The 18,047-nt window shown below is 67.9% G+C and carries 11 protein-coding genes; 8 read left to right on the plus strand and 3 right to left on the minus strand.

Going from position 1 to position 18,047, the window contains the following annotated elements:
* Positions 1 to 2 precede the first annotated feature (2 nt).
* Positions 3 to 1,034, plus strand: a complete 1,032-nt coding sequence (locus ACIRQ7_RS18355) for an alanine racemase (RefSeq protein WP_401464403.1) — start codon at positions 3 to 5, stop codon at positions 1,032 to 1,034.
* A gap of 86 nt (positions 1,035 to 1,120) precedes the next feature.
* Here the strand turns inward: ACIRQ7_RS18355 and ACIRQ7_RS18360 are convergent, their stop codons facing one another.
* Both ACIRQ7_RS18360 and ACIRQ7_RS18365 read right to left on the minus strand, forming a co-directional pair.
* Complete coding sequence (locus ACIRQ7_RS18360; protein WP_404263545.1) at positions 1,121 to 2,617, minus strand: glycosyltransferase family 87 protein; 1,497 nt, start codon at positions 2,615 to 2,617, stop codon at positions 1,121 to 1,123.
* Positions 2,618 to 2,755: 138 nt separating this feature from the next.
* Positions 2,756 to 5,407, minus strand: a complete 2,652-nt coding sequence (locus ACIRQ7_RS18365; RefSeq protein ID WP_404263547.1) for a transglycosylase domain-containing protein — start codon at positions 5,405 to 5,407, stop codon at positions 2,756 to 2,758.
* A 361-nt stretch (positions 5,408 to 5,768) separates the two neighbouring features.
* On the opposite strand from ACIRQ7_RS18365, the gene ACIRQ7_RS18370 reads away from it, so the two are divergent.
* The 4 genes from ACIRQ7_RS18370 (at position 5,769) to ACIRQ7_RS18385 (ending at position 9,584) form a co-directional block, all read left to right on the plus strand.
* On the plus strand, positions 5,769 to 6,449 hold the full coding sequence (locus ACIRQ7_RS18370) for a PadR family transcriptional regulator (protein WP_401464394.1): 681 nt from the start codon (positions 5,769 to 5,771) through the stop codon (positions 6,447 to 6,449).
* A gap of 46 nt (positions 6,450 to 6,495) precedes the next feature.
* Complete coding sequence (locus ACIRQ7_RS18375; protein ID WP_404263549.1) at positions 6,496 to 7,578, plus strand: inositol-3-phosphate synthase; 1,083 nt, start codon at positions 6,496 to 6,498, stop codon at positions 7,576 to 7,578.
* 76 nt (positions 7,579 to 7,654) lie between these two features.
* Positions 7,655 to 8,914 carry an MFS transporter gene (locus ACIRQ7_RS18380; protein WP_404263551.1) on the plus strand — a complete coding sequence of 420 codons (1,260 nt, stop codon included), beginning with the start codon at positions 7,655 to 7,657 and terminating at the stop codon, positions 8,912 to 8,914.
* A gap of 115 nt (positions 8,915 to 9,029) precedes the next feature.
* Entirely contained in the window at positions 9,030 to 9,584 is a 555-nt protein-coding gene (locus ACIRQ7_RS18385) for a hypothetical protein (RefSeq protein WP_404263553.1), read from the plus strand.
* A gap of 111 nt (positions 9,585 to 9,695) precedes the next feature.
* On the opposite strand, the gene ACIRQ7_RS18390 is transcribed toward ACIRQ7_RS18385, so the two are convergent.
* A complete protein-coding gene (locus ACIRQ7_RS18390; protein WP_403674368.1) occupies positions 9,696 to 11,171 on the minus strand; it encodes a CCA tRNA nucleotidyltransferase in 1,476 nt (491 codons plus the stop codon).
* Positions 11,172 to 11,352: 181 nt separating this feature from the next.
* Here ACIRQ7_RS18390 and ACIRQ7_RS18395 point away from each other — a divergent pair, with 181 nt between their 5' ends.
* The 3 genes from ACIRQ7_RS18395 (at position 11,353) to ACIRQ7_RS18405 (ending at position 17,805) form a co-directional block, all read left to right on the plus strand.
* Positions 11,353 to 13,683: a DUF6049 family protein gene (locus ACIRQ7_RS18395; protein ID WP_404263919.1), complete on the plus strand. Its 2,331-nt coding sequence runs from the start codon at positions 11,353 to 11,355 to the stop codon at positions 13,681 to 13,683.
* A gap of 46 nt (positions 13,684 to 13,729) precedes the next feature.
* Positions 13,730 to 15,985, plus strand: coding sequence for a murein biosynthesis integral membrane protein MurJ (murJ, locus tag ACIRQ7_RS18400; protein ID WP_404263555.1), 2,256 nt, complete (start codon positions 13,730 to 13,732; stop codon positions 15,983 to 15,985).
* A gap of 107 nt (positions 15,986 to 16,092) precedes the next feature.
* Entirely contained in the window at positions 16,093 to 17,805 is a 1,713-nt protein-coding gene (locus tag ACIRQ7_RS18405) for a protein kinase family protein (protein WP_401464373.1), read from the plus strand.
* The last annotated feature ends 242 nt before the right edge of the window (positions 17,806 to 18,047 follow it).

Consider the following 18,047-nt stretch of genomic DNA (forward strand, 5'->3'; position numbering starts at 1 on the left):
CCATGGCGCTCACCCTCTACGTCGACACCGCGCGCTGGCGGGCGCATCACCAGAGCGTTCTCCAGCAGTTCCCCGGGCTGGTCCCGGTCTGCAAGGGCAACGGCTACGGCTTCGGCCACGAGCGTCTCGCCGATGAGGCCACCCGCCTCGGTTCCGACATCCTCGCGGTCGGTACCACCTATGAAGCAGCCAGCATCAAGGACTACTTCAGCGGCGATCTGCTCGTCCTGACGCCGTTCCGACACGGCGAGGAGCCGGTGCCGCTGCCCGACCGCGCGATCCGTTCGGTCTCCTCGGTCGAGGGCGTGGGCGGCCTGGTCGGCGCCCGGGTCGTCATCGAGGTCATGAGCAGCATGAAGCGGCACGGCGTCAAGCCGGAGGACCTGCCGAAGCTGGCCACCGCCATCGAGGATGTGCGCCTCGAAGGCTTCGCCATCCACCTGCCGCTGGACCGCACCGATGGCTCCGACGCGGTCGAGGAAGTCATCGGCTGGATGGACCAACTCCGCGCCGCCCGCCTTCCGTTGCACACGATGTTCGTCAGCCATCTCAAGGCCAATGAACTCGCCCGCCTCCAGCAGCAGTTCCCGCAGACCCGCTTCCGCGCGCGGATCGGTACGCGGCTGTGGCTGGGCGATCACGACGCCACCGAGTACCGCGGCTCGGTGCTCGACGTCACGCGTGTCGCCAAGGGCGACCGCTTCGGCTACCGCCAGCAAAAGGTGGCCTCCGACGGCTACTTGGTCGTGGTGGCCGGCGGTACCTCGCACGGCGTCGGCCTGGAGTCACCCAAGGCCCTGCACGGCGTGATGCCGCGCGCCAAGGGTGTGGCCCGCGCCGGTCTGGCAACGGTCAACCGCAACCTCGCCCCCTATGTGTGGGCCGGCAAGCAGCGCTGGTTCGCGGAGCCCCCGCACATGCAGGTGTCGATCCTGTTCGTTCCCGCGGACGCACCGGAACCGCAGGTGGGCGAGGAGTTGGTGGCCCATCTGCGGCACACCACCACACAGTTCGACCGCATCGTGGACCGCTGAGCGAACGCTCGGGTTCCGCAAGCAAGCGAAAGGGCCCGGGGCCGCAGACATGTTCTGCGGCCCCGGGCCCTTGCCCATGCGGTGGTTCAGTCCCGGGCCACTCCCCAACGCACCTGTGGCTCGGCCTGAAAGTGCATCGCGTGCCGGGGTTCGTGGTGTCCGCGGCCGAGCACGAATACATCCGGTGCCCGGTCCAGGACGCCGCCCGACGGATCGTCGTCACCGTCCCTGCGGACCACATCCCGCTCCGGCATCAAGATGTCCCGTACGACCACCGCGCACAGGTAGAGCGTGCCCAACAGGTGCAGGACGATGGCCAGTTGATAGCCCTCCAGGGGGAGGCCCTGATGCTTGTCCTCGTTGCCCGTATAGGCCAAGTACAGCCAGATCCCCAGGAAGTACATGACCTCGCAGGCCTGCCAGATCAGGAAGTCCCGCCAGCGTGGCCTTGCCAGCGCCGCGAGCGGCACCAACCACAGCACGTACTGCGGCGAGTAGACCTTGTTGGTGAGGATGAACAGCGCTACGACCAGGAAAGCCAGCTGCGCGAAGCGCGGCCGACGCGGCGCGTACAGAGTCAGCATCGCCAGAGCCCCGCAGCCCACGATCATCAGCAGCGTGGCCCAGGTGTTGGCGGTGTCCTTGTCGAGGGGAACATCGAAGCGCTGGGAGATCAGCAGCCAGATCGACCCGAAGTCGATCGGTCGCTCCTGGCTGAAGGTGTAGAACTTCGCCCAGCCCTCACGGATGTGCAGCCCCGCCCGGTCGTCGTACGCGATCATCACCGGCAGGTTGACCACGAGCCAGGACCCCACCGCACCGGCCAGGGACTTCAGGAACGGGCGCCACGTTCCCGCACGCCAGCACAGCAGCAGCAGCGGGCCCAGAAGCAGCGCCGGATAGAGCTTGGCCGCGGTCGCCAGCCCGATCAGGATGCCGGCAGCCACCGGGCGGCTGCGGGACCACATCAGCATCCCGGCGGCCGTCAGAGCGATCGCCAGCAGATCCCAGTTGATGGTGGCGGTGAGGGCGGCGGCGGGCGCCAGCGCGACGAGGAGACCGTCCCAGGGCCGCCGCCGGTGCGTACGCGCCACACACACCGCGACGATGACGGCGCAGACCATCAGCATGCCGGAGTTGACCAGCCAGTAGACCTGTTCAGGGGCGTGGTCCTGGGACCCTCCCCGGTGAGGCGTCAGCCAGGAGGCGGCCTCCATGAAGAGGCCGGTCAGCACGGGGTATTCGAGATACTCCATGTCGCCCGGCAGCCGGTCGAAGTACGGGATCAGCCCGTCGGCGAAGCCTCGGCCGCCATACAGATGGGGGATATCGGAGTAGCAGGCATGGGTGTATTGGCTCGTGGCGCCGAAGAACCAGCCGCCGTTGTAGCAAGGCAGCTTCTGCACCATGCCGAGCGCGAACATCCCGATGGCGACGAGCGCGATCAGCCGCACCGGCGTCAGCCAGCTCGTCCCGAGCAGCGCACGCCTGCCGATCGGCCCTCCGATGAGCTCGCTGCCGGCCGCCGCCACCTCATCCCGCCGCGTCGGCCGTACGCGCTCGTCCTGTCCCACGCTCTTCATGAGCCCATCCTGCCGTACTGCACCTGACCGAACGCGGCGAAGCCCCCGCCCGGTCAAGCCGGGCGGGGGCTTCGCCTCTCTACGTTTCACGTGAAACGACGTACGTGTTTCACGTGAAACGGTCGGCGATCTTTGGCGTCAGCCGCTGGGGCCGCCGAACAGGCCTCCGCCGGAATCTCCACCGCTGGTACCCGGGTCAGGCGGAGGAGTCGTGTTCCCTCCGGTATCGCCACCCGGTCCGCCGGTGCCACCAGTGGTCGTCCCACCGTTGTTCTGGCAGTTGATGTCCCAGTCGGCGCACGTCTCGGTCGGAGTGGGACTCGGACTGTTCGACGGGGAAGAGGAACCGCTGGGCTTCCCGGACGGCGTCTCACTCGGCTTCTGCGTCGGCGAGGGAGTCGGCTTGGGCGTCGGCATGCCGGCCTCGTTCGCCACCTGGCCGAGGGGCAGGGCAGGCTCGAACTGTGCGTACGGAACGTTCGCCTTCAGCATGTACTCGGTCCACACCTCCGTCGGAAGTGCTCCACCGTGGATGGAGTCGAAGCCACCGACGCCGTTCATCGAGAGCTGGCGGGGATTCTTCGGGTCCTCACGGAACATCGTGACGGACGTCGAGAGCTTCGGGGTGTAGCCCACAAACCAGGCCGACTTGTTCTCGTCGGTGGTTCCGGTCTTGCCCGCAGCCGGCTTCCCCAGCCGCTTCGCGTCCTTCGCCGTGCCGTTCTGAATGACGTTCTGCAGCACCTTGGTCACGTTGTTGGCGATGTTGCGGTCCATCGCCGTTTCCTGCTTCGGCGGATCAAACCCCTGCTCGACCTCGCCCCCGCGCTTGACCTCGGTCACCGAATACGGTTCGACCTTCGTCCCCGAATCGGCGAACGTCGCGTAGGCGTTGGCCATCCGGATCGCACTCGGGGTGGACGTGCCCAGGGCGAAGGACGGGTTGAGGTTCTTGTCGAAGCTCTCTTCCGAGATCCCCGCGGCGTGCGCCATGTCCCGCACCTTGTCCATCCCGACATCCATGCCGAGCTGCACGAACGGGGTGTTGACGGACTGCTCCATCGCCTTGGTCAACGAGATGTAGCCCCAGGGATGGTTACTCTCGTTCTCCTGGTAGAAGGGCGAGTTGTCTCGCTTCCGGACGTAGTCGCCGTCCGCGCTCTTCACCTTGAGATGGTCGTTGCCGTTGTACTTGCTGTCCACGGAGAGCGGCTGATGCTGGCTCGCCGGCGTTCCGTCCTTCATCGCCGCAGCGAGGACGAACGGCTTCCAGGTCGAGCCGACAGGCACACCGAACGTATCGGCGTTGTTGCTGAAGTGGCCCTTGTCATAGCCCTCACCGCCGTACAGGGCGACGATCTTCCCGTCCCCCGGCACCACGGAAGCCGCGCCGAACTGCACATACTTGTCCTTCGCGCGCTCGTCAGGATCGATGTAGCGCTTGTTGACCTTCTTCACCGAATCTTCGAGCTTGCTGACCTTCGACTCGTCGAAGGTCGTCCGGATCTGGAAGCCGCCCCTGTCGAACTCCGGCTCAGTGATGCTGGAGTTCTTCAGGACGTACTTCTTGGCGGTGTCCATCAGATAGCCGATCTGACCGCTCTTGCTGGCCACCGGCTTCGGCTCATCCGGCGTCGGGAACTTCCCCCGGTAGGAGTCCCGCTTCGCCTTCGACAGAAGACCGTTCTCCACCTCACGGTCGAGGATCCAGGACCAACGCGCCTTGGCGCGCTTGGTGTTCGCCGCCTTGGAGGAGTTCGGCCCGGTACCACCGGACGGGTCGTAGAGGTCCGCGCCCTTGAGGACGGTCGCCAGCATGGCGCTCTCGTCCGGCTTCAGGTCGAAGGCGTCCTTGCCGTAGTACGCCTGCGCAGCCGCCTGGAGCCCGTAGGCGCCGCGACCGTAGTAGCTGGTGTTGAGGTAACCCTGGAGGATTTTCTCCTTCGGCTCGTCCGCGCCCACCTTTATCGAGATGAACAGTTCCTTGAACTTGCGGTCGAGCGTCTGGTTCTGGTTCAGCATCGCGTTCTTGACGTACTGCTGCGTGATGGTCGAACCGCCCTGGGTGTCTCCGCCCTTGGCCATGTTGAACAGCGCACGCGCGATGCCCATGGGGTCAACACCCGAGTCGTCCCAGAACGTGGCGTTCTCTGCCGCGATCGCCGCGTTCTGCATCGAAACGGGAATCTGGGCGAAGTCGAGGTTCTGCCGGTTCGCCTTGCCGTCCCGCGCCATGACCTTGCCGTTGGACCAGAGGTAGACGTTGTTCTGCTGCTTGGCTGCCAAGCTCTCGTCGGGCACGTGCACGAGCGCCAACGCCACGCCGGACGCCCCGACGATCAGCCCGACGAACCCGATGGCCAGGCTCGTGACCTGCTTCCAGGACGGCACAAAGCGACGCCACCCGGAGCGATTGGCCCTCGGGTAGTCGATGAGGCGCTTCTTGGCCGGCTTCCCGCTGCCGCGCCCACGCCCCCGGCCTCCTTCGGAACCGCTTCCGCCACCACCGGTGCGCCGGCCCCCACCACCGTGGCCGCCTGCGCCGCCTCCGGATGACATCTCAGCGGCGTCGGGCGCCCGTCGGCGGCTGCCACGCTGTGCCGCCCGGCGGGCCTCGGCCCGCCCTCCTGACGGCCGCTCCTGCCCATAAGGCTCGGAGTTGGGCGGAGGGCCGGCAGCGGAGCCGCGGGAAGGCGCCGCGCGGCGCCCTTGTGGCTGCTGCGCGGCGCGTCGGGCCGCGGCGCGTCCGCCACCCTGCGGTGGTGGCGGTTTGCGACGGTGCTCGCTCATGGAACGGATACTCCTCGGGCAGGCGCGCTATCTCGTCGCCTGAAGGCGGCAGTTGTCTTCAGGTCCCCCCGATGCACGACCCGCTCCTGACGCGCGAGCCGCACTACACCGAGGACAGGGACGCCACATATTGGCCCACGGTTCCCGGCAGTCTGCATGCGGCACAGACTACGCACGGCCAAAACCTCCCCAGTGTTGAAATTCACTCCAAATCAGTCAGGTTGGGTAGGACGAATCAGTGATGTGACGCCGTTCACCGTCCGACTGCTTGTCCCACCCGGTCCGCCGTTCTATCGTCTGGATGTATCGAGTCGATACATCAGCACGAGATAAAGAACGCACGAGGCCAAGGAGGCAGAGGATGAGCCGACGCTCAGGCATCCTCGAATTCGCCGTCCTCGGCCTGCTGCGCGAGTCCCCGATGCACGGCTATGAGCTGCGAAAACGGCTCAACACCTCACTCGGGGTATTCCGTGCGTTCAGCTACGGCACCCTCTACCCCTGCCTCAAGGCGCTGGTCGCAAGCGGCTGGCTCATCGAGGAGACGGGTGGTCCCCCGGAGGGCGCACCCGCTGCTGCGCTGACAGGGCGCCGAGCGAAGATCGTCTACCGATTGACCACTGCGGGCAAAGAACACTTCGAGGAGCTGCTCGCCCACTCCGGGCCGGATGCGTGGGAGGACGAGCACTTCGGCGTCCGCTTCGCATTCTTCGGCCAGACGTCGCGAGACGTACGGATGCGCGTGCTGGAAGGCCGCCGCACCCGGCTGGAGGAACGCCTCGAAAAGATGCGTACCTCTCTGGCCCGGAGCCGTGAGCGGCTCGACGACTACACCCTCGAACTGCAGCGCCACGGCATGGAATCCGTGGAGCGCGAAGTCCGTTGGTTGAACGAGCTCATCGAGAGTGAACGCGCCGGGCGCGATCAGCGCGCTCCGGAACCCGCAGAGCAGGACACGAAGGACCAGTCAGGAGATACGGGCGGCCTGCCCCGGCACCGGGGTGGTACCCGGCCGGATCCGTCCGATGACACCACCACATGAGGTTCTGCTGTGCAGATCCTCATCGAGAACACAGGGAGCAACCGGAATGGGTTCGGTTCGCGTAGCCATCGTAGGCGTGGGCAACTGCGCCGCCTCGCTGGTACAGGGCGTCGAGTTTTACAAGGATGCCGACCCGGACAGTCGTGTGCCCGGCCTCATGCATGTGCAGTTCGGCGACTACCACGTGCGTGACGTCGAGTTCGTGGCTGCCTTCGATGTCGACGCCAAGAAGGTCGGCCTCGACCTCTCGGACGCCATCGGCGCCAGCGAGAACAACACCATCAAGATCTGCGACGTGCCGAACGCCGGCGTGACGGTCCAGCGCGGCCACACCCTCGACGGTCTGGGCAAGTACTACCGGATGACGATCGAGGAGTCCGAGGAGACCCCGGTCGACATCGTCCAGGTCCTCAAGGACAGGGAGGTGGACGTTCTCGTCTGCTACCTGCCCGTCGGCTCCGAGGACGCCGCGAAGTACTACGCGCAGTGCGCCATCGACGCCAAGGTCGCGTTCGTCAACGCCCTCCCGGTCTTCATCGCCGGCACCAAGGAGTGGGCGGACAAGTTCACCGAGGCCGGCGTCCCGATCGTCGGTGACGACATCAAGTCCCAGGTCGGCGCCACGATCACGCACCGCGTGATGGCCAAGCTCTTCGAGGACCGGGGCGTCATCCTGGACCGCACGATGCAGCTGAACGTCGGCGGCAACATGGACTTCAAGAACATGCTCGAACGCGAGCGCCTGGAGTCCAAGAAGATCTCCAAGACGCAGGCCGTCACCTCCCAGATCCGCGACCGCGAAATGGGCGAGGACAACGTCCACATCGGCCCGTCGGACTTCGTGGCCTGGCTCGACGACCGCAAGTGGGCCTACGTCCGCCTTGAGGGCCGCGCCTTCGGCGACGTCCCGCTGAACCTCGAGTACAAGCTGGAGGTCTGGGACTCCCCGAACTCGGCAGGCGTCATCATCGACGCACTGCGCGCCGCGAAGATCGCCAAGGACCGGGGCATCGGCGGCCCGATCCTCTCCGCCTCCTCGTACTTCATGAAGTCGCCGCCGGTGCAGTACTTCGACGACGAGGCGCACGAGAACGTCGAGAAGTTCATCCGGGGCGACGTCGAGCGCTGAGGCACCCGACGCACCTCCCTTCGCAGGCCTCCGGGTATCTCGCCCGGAGGCCTGCGGGCTGTGTGAGGCTGGGCCCATGCATGCTGTGAGCGATCTCCGCGTATTACTTCACCTACGCGACTTCCGTTCACTGCTGGCCGCGCGGCTGCTCTCCCAAGCGGCCGACGGTGTCTTCCAGGTCGCGCTCGCCACCTTCGTCGTCTTCTCACCGGAGAAGCAGTCCTCACCTGCGGCCATCGCCTCCGCCATGGCGATCCTGCTGCTCCCGTACTCCCTTCTCGGCCCCTTCACCGGTGTGCTGCTCGACCGCTGGCGCCGTCGCCAGGTCCTCCTGCACGGCAATCTGCTGCGCACCGTGCTGGCCATGGTCACCGCGGCGCTGATCGTCGCCGACGTTCCTGAGGGGCTCTTCTACGCGTCGGCGCTCTCCGTGACAGCCGTCAACCGCTTTGTGCTGGCCGGGCTTTCGGCCGCGCTCCCCCGAGTCGTCGACAATGACCAGCAGCTCGTCATGGCCAACTCCGTTGCGCCGACGGCCGGAACGCTCGCCGCGACGGCCGGCGGCGGCCTCGCCTTCGCTGTCCGGCTCGTCGGCTCGGACGTCGACGCGGTCGTCGTGCTGCTCGCCGCTGCCCTCTACCTCTGCTCCGCCCTCACCGCCCTACGGATGACACCCGGCCTGCTCGGACCGGACCCCGCACGACTCCAACCGCGCCTGAAAGAAGCACTGTTGAGCACAGTGCGGGGGCTCGTCGCCGGGCTTCGCCACCTCGCGGAACGCCGTACCCCGGCCCGCGCCCTGGCGGCCATGACCGTGATCCGCTTCTGCTACGGAGCTCTGACGGTCATGGTGCTGATGCTGTGCCGGTACGCCTGGGCCGACGACGAATCCGACGGACTGGCCCTGCTCGGCATCACGGTCGCGGTGTCGGGCGCCGGGTTCCTCGTGGCTGCCCTGGTCACCCCCTGGGCCGTCGAGCGGCTCAGCGCATTCGGCTGGATCGCCTGCTGCGCCGCCCTGGGCGCGGTGTTGGCGCCGGCGCTGGGCCTGTTCTTCCAGCCGGGACCGATGCTGACAGCGGCGTTCGTGCTCGGCCTCAGCACCCAGGGCACCAAGATCTCCACGGACACCGTGGTGCAGTCGTCGGTCGACGATTCCTTCCGCGGCCGGATCTTCGCCATCTACGACGTGCTGTTCAATGTCGCCTTCGTCGGCGCCGCCGCAGTCGCGGCCCTCATGCTGCCGCCGGACGGAAGGTCCGCCGCACTCCTGGCAGTTGTGGCCGGCCTTTACGCGGTGGTCGCCGCGGCAATGGTCCGCTTTTGGCGCCGTTAGGCGTCGTTGCTCCGCGCCGGCAGGGGACCCAGCCGCTGCAACGCCACCACCGGACCAGATACCTTACGGGCGTCATACACGCGCCGAAAAACATCAAAAAAACAGGGGGACTCCCATGACCATGCCGCCACCGCCACAGGGGCAAAACCCGTATGGCCAGCAGCCGTACGGACAGAACCCGTACCCGCAGGCTCCGCAAGCGCCCTACGGTCAGCCTCGGGGTGGTTATGGGTACCCGCAGCAGCAGGCGCCGTACGGGCAGCAGCCGCCGCCGGGATACCCCCAGGCTCCGCAGCAGCCCTACATGCAGGGCGGAGCGCCGGTTCCCCCGCAGCGCTCGGGTGGCGGCCGTTCCCCCAAGACGATCCTCAAGGGCATCGGCGTGGGCATCTGCGTGATCATCGCGGCGGTCTTCTGGGTGAGCAGCTGGAACGACGCGGACACCGCCGAGGCCGGCGACTGCATGAAGAACAACGGCAACCAGATCGACCCGGATCTCGAGGTGGTCGACTGCGGCACCTCGGAGGCCAAGTACAAGGTGAAGGAAGTCCACACGGACACCACCGACGCCACGCTGTGCCCCGCGGGCACGATCCCTTACACCGAGAGCCAGCACCGCCGGCGGGGTTCCGACACCCGCTTCGTGCTCTGCCTGACGAACGAGAAGTAGGGCCCGACGAAGGCCCTGCCTCCGAGGGAAGCGGTGTTTCACGTGAAACACGGCGATGCAGCAGCCGCCGGTTTCACGTGAAACAACCGCACGGGTCCGCCCGGGGCCGGATCAGCCCTGCGCGGCCCACCACTCCTTGAGAACCGCCACCGCGGCCTCCCGCCCCATCGGGCCATGCTCGAGACGCATTTCCAGCAGGTGTTTGTACGCCTTGCCGACCTCCGGCCCCGGGGCGATGTCGAGAATCTGCATGATGTCGTTGCCGTCCAGGTCCGGACGGATCGCATCCAGCTCTTCCTGCTCCTGAAGCTGCGCGATCCGGTCCTCCAGCCCGTCATAGGCCCGCGACAGCGCATTGGCCTTGCGCTTGTTGCGGGTGGTGCAGTCCGAGCGGGTCAGCTTGTGCAGCCGTCCGAGCTGCGGACCGGCATCCCGCACATAGCGACGGACCGCCGAGTCGGTCCACTCCCCGGTCCCATAGCCGTGGAAGCGCAGATGCAGCTCCACCAGCAGCGTGACGTCCTTGACCATGTCGTTGGAGTACTTCAGCGCGGTCATCCGCTTCTTGGTCATCTTCGCGCCCACCACCTCGTGGTGATGGAAGGAGACCCGACCGTCCTTCTCGAAGCGACGCGTCTTGGGCTTGCCGATGTCATGCAGGAGGGCCGCCAGCCGCAGCACAAGGTCGGGGCCGTCCTCCTCCAGGTCGATCGCCTGCTCCAGAACCGTCAGCGAGTGCTCGTAGACATCCTTGTGACGGTGATGCTCGTCACGTTCCAGGCGCAGCGCCGGCAGCTCAGGCAGCACCCGCTCGGCGAGCCCGGAATCGACGAGAAGGCTCAGCCCCTTGCGTGGATGGGGCGCCAGGACCAACTTGTTCAGCTCATCCCGCACCCGCTCGGCAGAGACGATGTCGATGCGCTCGGCCATCTCCTTCATCGCGGCGACGACCTCGGGGGCGACCTCGAAGTCCAGCTGAGCGGCGAAACGGGCGGCCCGCATCATCCGCAGCGGATCGTCGGAGAAGGACTCCTCCGGCGTCCCAGGGGTCCGCAGCACCTGGGCTGCCAGATCCTCGAGACCCCCGTGCGGGTCCACGAACTCCTTCTGCGGCAGCAGTACGGCCATCGCGTTCACCGTGAAGTCACGACGGACCAGGTCATCCTCGATCGAGTCGCCGTAGGAGACCTCCGGCTTCCGCGAGGTGCGGTCGTACGCCTCCGAGCGGTAGGTCGTGACCTCGATGTCGAACGAGCTCTTCTTGCAGCCGACGGTGCCGAAGGCGATACCGACCTCCCACACGGCGTCCGCCCAGGGCCGGACGATCTTCAGGACGTCCTCGGGACGGGCATCGGTGGTGAAATCCAGGTCATTGCCGAGCCGGCCGAGCAGCGCGTCACGCACCGAACCGCCGACCAGGGCAAGCGTGAACCCGGCCTCCTGGAAGCGGCTGGCCAGGTCGTCCGCGACGGGAGACACCCGCAGCAGCTCACTCACGGCGCGGCGCTGTGCGTGGCTCAGCGTGTTCGTGGACTGCGGAGTCCACTCGGGCTGCGGGGCGGCGATGTCATTGTTGGCGTTCGGCACAACAGAACAGGGTACGTGGCCCAGCCGTTCGAAGCGTCACGTTAAACAGGGGGCAGCTGTCCGGCCGCCGTTCCCACGATCATGTGGAGCAGTCCCCGGCACCACGCCACAGCGGGCCTCGTTACCATGCGTGGACGCACATTCCGACGACCACACACGACGACGAGGGACGGGCGAGCGCGTGGCCGAGGCGGCAGGGTTCCAGGGGACTGAACGGCCGCGTGGTCGATGGCTGCGAAGGACCGTGGCGCTGCTCACAGGAGTGCCCCTCCTCGTGGTGCTGATGCAGGTCCCGCACACCTCCTCCGCGCAGGCGGCCCCCACGGGCTCGCGCACCGTCGACGTGAGCATCGAGTCGATGTCCCCGTCCGCCCCCGCGAAAGCCGACACCGTCAAGCTCTCCGGCACGCTGACCAACGACGGCAGCAGCACGGTCACCGGCGCGCATGTCGGGATGAACCTCGGCCCGTCGCTCAGCGGCCGCAGCTCCATCGACACCGTGTCCCGGCGCACCGGGTATCTGCCCGGTACGGACGGTGAAGAGGTCGACGGGCACAGGGAGAAGATCGCCCCCCTGAAGCCGGGCGCCAGCCGCTCCTTCAGCATCAGCGTGCCGGTCAAGGACCTCGACCTCGATGACGACGGGGTGTACCAGCTCGGCGTCTCCCTCTCCGGGCGCACCCAGTCCGCCCCCTACAACCAGGTCCTCGGCTTCGACCGGACCTTCCTGCCCTGGCAGGAAGCGGACGCGGACAAGAAGACGCAGCTCACCTACATGTGGCCGCTGATCTCCGCCACCCATCTCACCGCCGAGACCGCCGCCGACACCGACGCCGAGCAGACCCCGGTCTTCCGCAACGACGACCTCGCCGCGGAACTCGCCCCGGGAGGCCGGCTGCATCAGATGGTCGCGCTGGGCAAGGACCTGCCGGTGACTTTCGTCATCGATCCCGACCTGCTGGCCACCGTCGACGCGATGACCAGGACCTACAAGGTCGGCAGCCCGGACGGCCCCGCGGGCAAGAACCAGGCAGTCGCCAAGCAGTGGCTGAACGACCTCGAAGAAGCGGTGAAGACGCACGAGGTGGTCGCGCTGCCGTTCGCCGACCCCGACCTGGCCTCGCTCGCTCACCACGGCAAGACGGTCCCGGGCTCGCTCAGCCACCTCGGCCCCGCCACAGAACTGGCCTCGAAGACCGTGGACACGATCCTTGGGGTCAAACCGCGTACGGACTTCGCCTGGCCCGTCGACGGAGCCATCGACTCCTCGATCGTTGATGTCGCCACGTCGGCCGGTGCACACAACGTCATCACCCGCAGTGACAGCCTGCGGGAGGCCGGCGGCCTGCCGTACACCCCGACGGCCGCCCGGCCCATCGGCGGCGGCAACAGGGCGATCGTCGCCGACGAGCGGCTCTCCCAGGCCTTCGACGGGGATATGTCGAAGAGCGGGCAGGCCACCCACGCGGTCCAGAAGTTCCTCGCCCAGACCCACATGCTCAGTCTCCAGGACCCGGAGAAGCAGCGCAGCATCGTCGTGGCGCCGCAGCGCATGCCGTCCGCGAGCCAGGCGCGCGCCATGGCGACCGCCCTGCGGAGCCTGGAGGGCGGTCGCTGGACACAGCCGCTGAACCTCAGCGGCGCCGCCAAGGCCGAGCCGGACTCCGCAGCCACCCGCCGTGTGCCGAGTGCCGCGTCCTACCCGGCCTCGCTGCGCAGGCAGGAACTCCCCGTCGAAGCCTTCCGGCAGATCCAGGACACCCAGTCCGCGCTGGACGAATTCCGGGTCATCCTGGCTCAGCCGGAGCGCGTGGTGACCCCCTTCGGCAACGCCATAATGCGTGAGATGTCGACGGAATGGCGTGGTGACGCCGCCGGCGCGGCCTCGTTCCGGAAGTCCGTACGCAACTACCTCGACAGCCTCACCAAGAAGGTCCGCCTGATCCAGAAGTCGGACGCGACGCTCTCCGGTCGTAGCGCGACGATTCCGGTGACGGTCCAGAACAACCTCCTCCAAGGCGTCGAGGGCATGACGCTGAGGCTGACCTCCTCGCAGCCCAACCGTCTGGACGCGGGGAAGCCTCAGCAGATCAAGGTGGAAGGCGGCCACAGCCAGTCGTTCAAGTTCGACACCACGGCGAACGCCAACGGCCGGGCATATGTGACCGCCCAGCTCTACACAGCGGACGGCAAGCCCTACGGTGGCCCGATGACGTTCAAGGTGAACGTCACCGAGATCACCGTGACCGTCATGCTCGTCATCGCGGGCGGTGTCCTGCTGCTGGTTCTCGCCGGACTGCGGATCTACCTCAAGCGCAAGCGGGGGACCGACGAGGGCGGCGAGGACGGTACCGACGGCGACGACGGCGACGGTTCCGATGGCGAGGAAGGCTCGGACGGCGACAACGGCGGCACGGACGGCGACGCACCCGAGCAGCCGAGTGACCCCCCGCCGGACACCGGTTCGGAAAGCTCGGACCCCTCCGGCTCAGGTGAGAAAGTGGACCGTTGATACATGGTGGGGCCGGATGGCCGGCGACGGATGAGGTGGGGCAGCGATGAATGCGCCGTACGACGGTGACCGCGGCCGGGACGCCGGTGGCGAACCGGCAGGGCCGGTCCCTCCCACGCCCCAGGCGCCCGCGCACGAGGCCCCCTACCCCCCGGAACCGCACGGTCAGGACCCTTACGTCCAGGATCCGTATCTCCAGGACGCGTACCGAAACGACCCGCACCGCGCCCAGGACCCGGCGGCCCAGGACCCGGTGACCGAGGCGCTCTACGACCGGGCCGCACACCCCCCGCCGCCTCCCGGACAGGTCGCGCACCCGCTCTACCACCAGCCTCCCGCAGCGCAGCACACCCCCGACCCGCAGTTGTGGGCCGCTCCGCCGGCACCCGAGCCGCAGGGCCCGACGCGCAATCTCCCGTACGGCGATGCCGCCGCCACGACCCAGTTCGTGGGCGTCGACGACCTGATCACTCAGGCCGCGGAGGAGCGTCCTGAGCCCGACGCGTTCGCGCATCTCTTCCGGGATCAGCAGCCGTACGAGCCACAGCGCCCCGCGACGCCTCCCGTCGGCCCGCCCGTGCCCGCCGACGGGGGCACTGAGGCCGTACCCACGCAGCCGGCCGGGACGCCGGAGCCCTCCCCTGTGGCGGCCGCCGGCAAGCCGTCCGGTGGCCGGGCCTCCAGCCTGCTCAAGTCCAGCGCGGTGATGGCCGCGGGCACGATGGTCTCCCGTCTCACCGGCTTCATCCGCTCGGCGCTGATCGTCGCGGCGCTGGGCGGCGCGGTGCTCGGCGACTCCTGGCAGGTCGCCTACCAGCTTCCGACGATGATCTTCATTCTGACCATCGGCGGCGGCCTGAACTCCGTGTTCGTCCCGCAGCTCGTGCGCGCGATGAAGGAGGACGACGACGGCGGCGAGGCCTACGCCAACCGGCTGCTCACGCTGGTCATCGTGATCCTCGGTGCGCTCACGGTCCTGGCGGTGTTTGCCGCACCGCTCCTGGTGAAGCTGGTCTCCTTCGACATCTCCCGTGACCCGGCGGCCAACGAAGTCGCGGTCGCCTTCACTCGCTACTGCGTGCCCACGATCTTCTTCATGGGCCTGCATGTCGTGATGGGCCAGATCCTCAACGCCCGCGGCCGCTTCGGCGCGATGATGTGGACCCCGGTCCTCAACAACATCGTCATGATCGCCACCTTCGGCCTGTTCATCGTGGTCTACGGCACCGCGAAGACCTCGGACATCGGCGTCACCACCATCCCCGCCGACGGCATCCGGCTCCTCGGGCTCGGCACCCTCCTCGGTCTCGTCGTCCAGGCCCTGGCGATGATCCCGTACCTGCGGGACGCCGACTTCAAGCTCCGGCTGCGCTTCGACTGGCGCGGCCACGGCCTGGGCAAGGCGGCCAGGCTCGCCAAGTGGACCGTTCTGTTCGTCCTCGCCAACCAGGCGGGCGTCCTCGTCGTCACCCAGCTCTCCACCTGGGCGGGCAACACCGCCGCCCAGCAGGGCCACCCGGGCACCGGTTTCATCTCCTACGCCAGTGCACAGCTGATCTGGAACATGCCGCAGGCGATCATCACCGTCTCCGTGATGGCGGCGCTGCTACCACGCCTGGCGCGATCCGCCCACGACGGTGACACCGGAGCGGTCCGGGACGACATGTCCCAGGGGCTACGTACCTCCGCGGTCGCCATCGTCCCGATCTCGTTCGGCTTCCTCGCCCTCGGTATCCCGCTCTGCACCCTGGTCTACGGCTCGTCCGGCGCCGGCGTCGTGATGGGCTACATGCTGATGGCCTTCGGGATCGGCCTGATCCCGTTCTCGGTGCAGTACGTCGTCCTGCGCGCCTTCTACGCGTACGAGGACACCCGCACCCCCTTCTACAACACGGTGATCGTTGCCGCCGTCAACGCCGTCGCCTCGGCACTGTGCTTCCTGGTCCTGCCCGCGCGCTGGGCCGTGGTCGGCATGGCGGCCTCCTACGGCCTCGCTTACATCATCGGCGTCGGTGTGGCCTGGCGCAGGCTGAGCAAGCGGATGGGCGGCGATCTCGACACCGCGCACATCGTCCGGACGTACGCACGGCTGGCCGGCGCCAGCATCCCGGCCACGATCATTGCCGGGGCCGCGGTGTTCGGCATCATGCACGGCCTCGGCAGCGGATTCCTCGGGTCGCTCGCGGCCCTCATCGGCGGCAGTGCCGCACTTCTGGCGGTCTTCTACATTGCCGCTCGGAAGATGCGCATTCAGGAGCTCAACGCCCTGGTGGGCATGGTTCGCGCCAAGCTTGGGCGCTGACCGAGCACAACCATCGGCCTCCACCGTGTGTCGTGCATAGTGGCGGTCTGTGGGCACAATTGTCTTGGCTCATTGAGCCTGCAACGGATGGGGAGGCAGGAACGACGGTGGCGGAACGGAGCACGGCTGCCGTCGACGTGGCCGACACGAGCGGTGAGGAACCGCTGACCGCCAAGGCGGGTAAGGCCACGGACGACGGTGCGAAGGCCGAAGAGGAATCCGGCGGTGAACAGGACGCGGCACGCGCCGACGAGCAGCGTGCCGAGACATCCGACACCCGGCCGCCGGAGCTGCACAGCGGCCACAAACTCGCCAGACGCTACCGCCTCGAGGAGTGCGTCACTCGACTGGACGGATTCAGCAGCTGGCGCGCGGTCGACGAAAAGTTGCGCCGGGCCGTCGGCGTGCACATCCTGCCCGCCGATCACCCGCGGGCCCGCCCCGTGCTCTCTGCCGCCCGTTCCTCGGCGCTCCTCGGCGATCCCCGGTTCGTCCAGGTCCTCGACGCGGTCGAGGAAAACGATCTCGTCTACGTCGTCCACGAATGGCTGCCGGACGCCACCGAGCTCTCCACCGTGCTCGCGAGCGGCCCCCTCGAACCGCACGACGCCTACCAGCTCGTGAGCCAGGTGTCCCAGGCCATGGCTGCGGCCCACCGCGAAGGCCTGGCCCATCTGCGGATCACCCCGGGATCGGTGCTGCGCACGGAGTCCGGGCAGTACCGCATCCGCGGGCTGGCCGTCATGGCCGCGCTGCGCGGCATCACCTGCGAGCACCCCCAGCGCACGGACACCGAGGCGATCGGCGCACTGCTGTACGCCGCCCTCACCCAGCGCTGGCCGTACGAGAACGACGCATACGGCCTCACCGGCCTGCCCAAGGGCGTCGGCCTGATCGCGCCCGACCAGGTCCGCGCGGGGATCCACCGCGGGCTCTCGGAACTCGCGATGCGCGCCGTGATCAACGACGGCGCCACGGCATCCCGCCAGGAGCAGCCGTGCACCACTCCCGAGGAGCTGGCCAAGGCCGTCGCGGCGATGCCACGCATCCGGCCTCCGGAGACCGCCTTCTCCTCCCCGCCGCCCTACCAGCGCACCGGCTTCCAGCAGGGCACGCTGGGGCAGCCGGCGCCCCGTAACGGCGGTCCGGCGACGCGGGCCGCACGGCCCGTCCCCCCGCCGCCGCCCCCGCTGCAGAGCCGCACCGGGCGCGCCCTCAAGTGGTGCGTCTCCGGGCTGCTGATCGCCGCTCTGGGCCTGGGAAGCTGGCAGCTCGCGGACGCCCTCCTGAAGAACGAGAACGATCAGGGCGATCCCCGCCCTCCGCAGTCGCAGAACGGCACGAATCAGAAGTCCTCGAAGCCGCTCGCGGTCCAGAGCGCCACGGAGTTCTCGCCGCTCGCCGCCCCGTTCTCCGGGGAAAAGGCCTCCTTCTCCACCGACGGCAACCCGAAAACCGCCTGGGTGACCGGAGGTTTCCTGGGGTGGGCGAACTTCGGCAATCTGCCGAGCCGCAAGGAGGGCAGCGGGATCATCGTAGACCTCGGGAGCGTGAAACAGCTCTCCGGCGTCAAGGTCACCATGTACCGGCGGGGCCAGACCGCGGAAGTTCTTGCCGCGCCGTCGTCCACGTCGAATCCGTCGTCGCTCAGCGACTTCTCGCAGCGTCTCTCCAAACTGGAGAAATCCGGCAACAACCTGACGGTGAAGCTCGATAAGCCGGTGAAGGCGCGGTACGTACTGGTCCATGTCACCGAGCTCCCGAGCGACGGGACGGGGCGGTATCGCGGCGGAATTTCCGACATCACGGTGACCGGCTGACGGCTGAGGGCCGGCCGGTCCTGCGACCGGCCGACGGGGCGGCGTGGCAGCGTGTGCCGCGCACCGCCCCCGCCTGGGCAAGGCGGCCGCCAAGCCTGGATCCAAGCCGACCGAGCGTTGAATTCGGACAGCTGTCCTCAGCGATGCAGGACCGAGGCAGACGAAATGCCCCGCGCACACCGTTTCCTCGCCTTTCCGTGGTCGGTGAACATTACGGAATTGCCCCGAAACGCCGCCTGGCG

The sequence above is a fragment of the Streptomyces sp. NPDC101393 genome, from assembly GCF_044767385.1.
Taxonomy (GTDB): domain Bacteria; phylum Actinomycetota; class Actinomycetes; order Streptomycetales; family Streptomycetaceae; genus Streptomyces.

Coding starts and splice junctions, on each gene's coding strand:
- ACIRQ7_RS18355 (WP_401464403.1), top strand. CDS start 3: ATGGCGCTCACCCTCTACGTCGACACCGCGCGCTGGCGGGCGCATCAC.
- ACIRQ7_RS18360 (WP_404263545.1), bottom strand. CDS start 2,617: ATGAAGAGCGTGGGACAGGACGAGCGCGTACGGCCGACGCGGCGGGAT.
- ACIRQ7_RS18365 (WP_404263547.1), bottom strand. CDS start 5,407: ATGAGCGAGCACCGTCGCAAACCGCCACCACCGCAGGGTGGCGGACGC.
- ACIRQ7_RS18370 (WP_401464394.1), top strand. CDS start 5,769: ATGAGCCGACGCTCAGGCATCCTCGAATTCGCCGTCCTCGGCCTGCTG.
- ACIRQ7_RS18375 (WP_404263549.1), top strand. CDS start 6,496: ATGGGTTCGGTTCGCGTAGCCATCGTAGGCGTGGGCAACTGCGCCGCC.
- ACIRQ7_RS18380 (WP_404263551.1), top strand. CDS start 7,655: ATGCATGCTGTGAGCGATCTCCGCGTATTACTTCACCTACGCGACTTC.
- ACIRQ7_RS18385 (WP_404263553.1), top strand. CDS start 9,030: ATGACCATGCCGCCACCGCCACAGGGGCAAAACCCGTATGGCCAGCAG.
- murJ (WP_404263555.1), top strand. CDS start 13,730: ATGAATGCGCCGTACGACGGTGACCGCGGCCGGGACGCCGGTGGCGAA.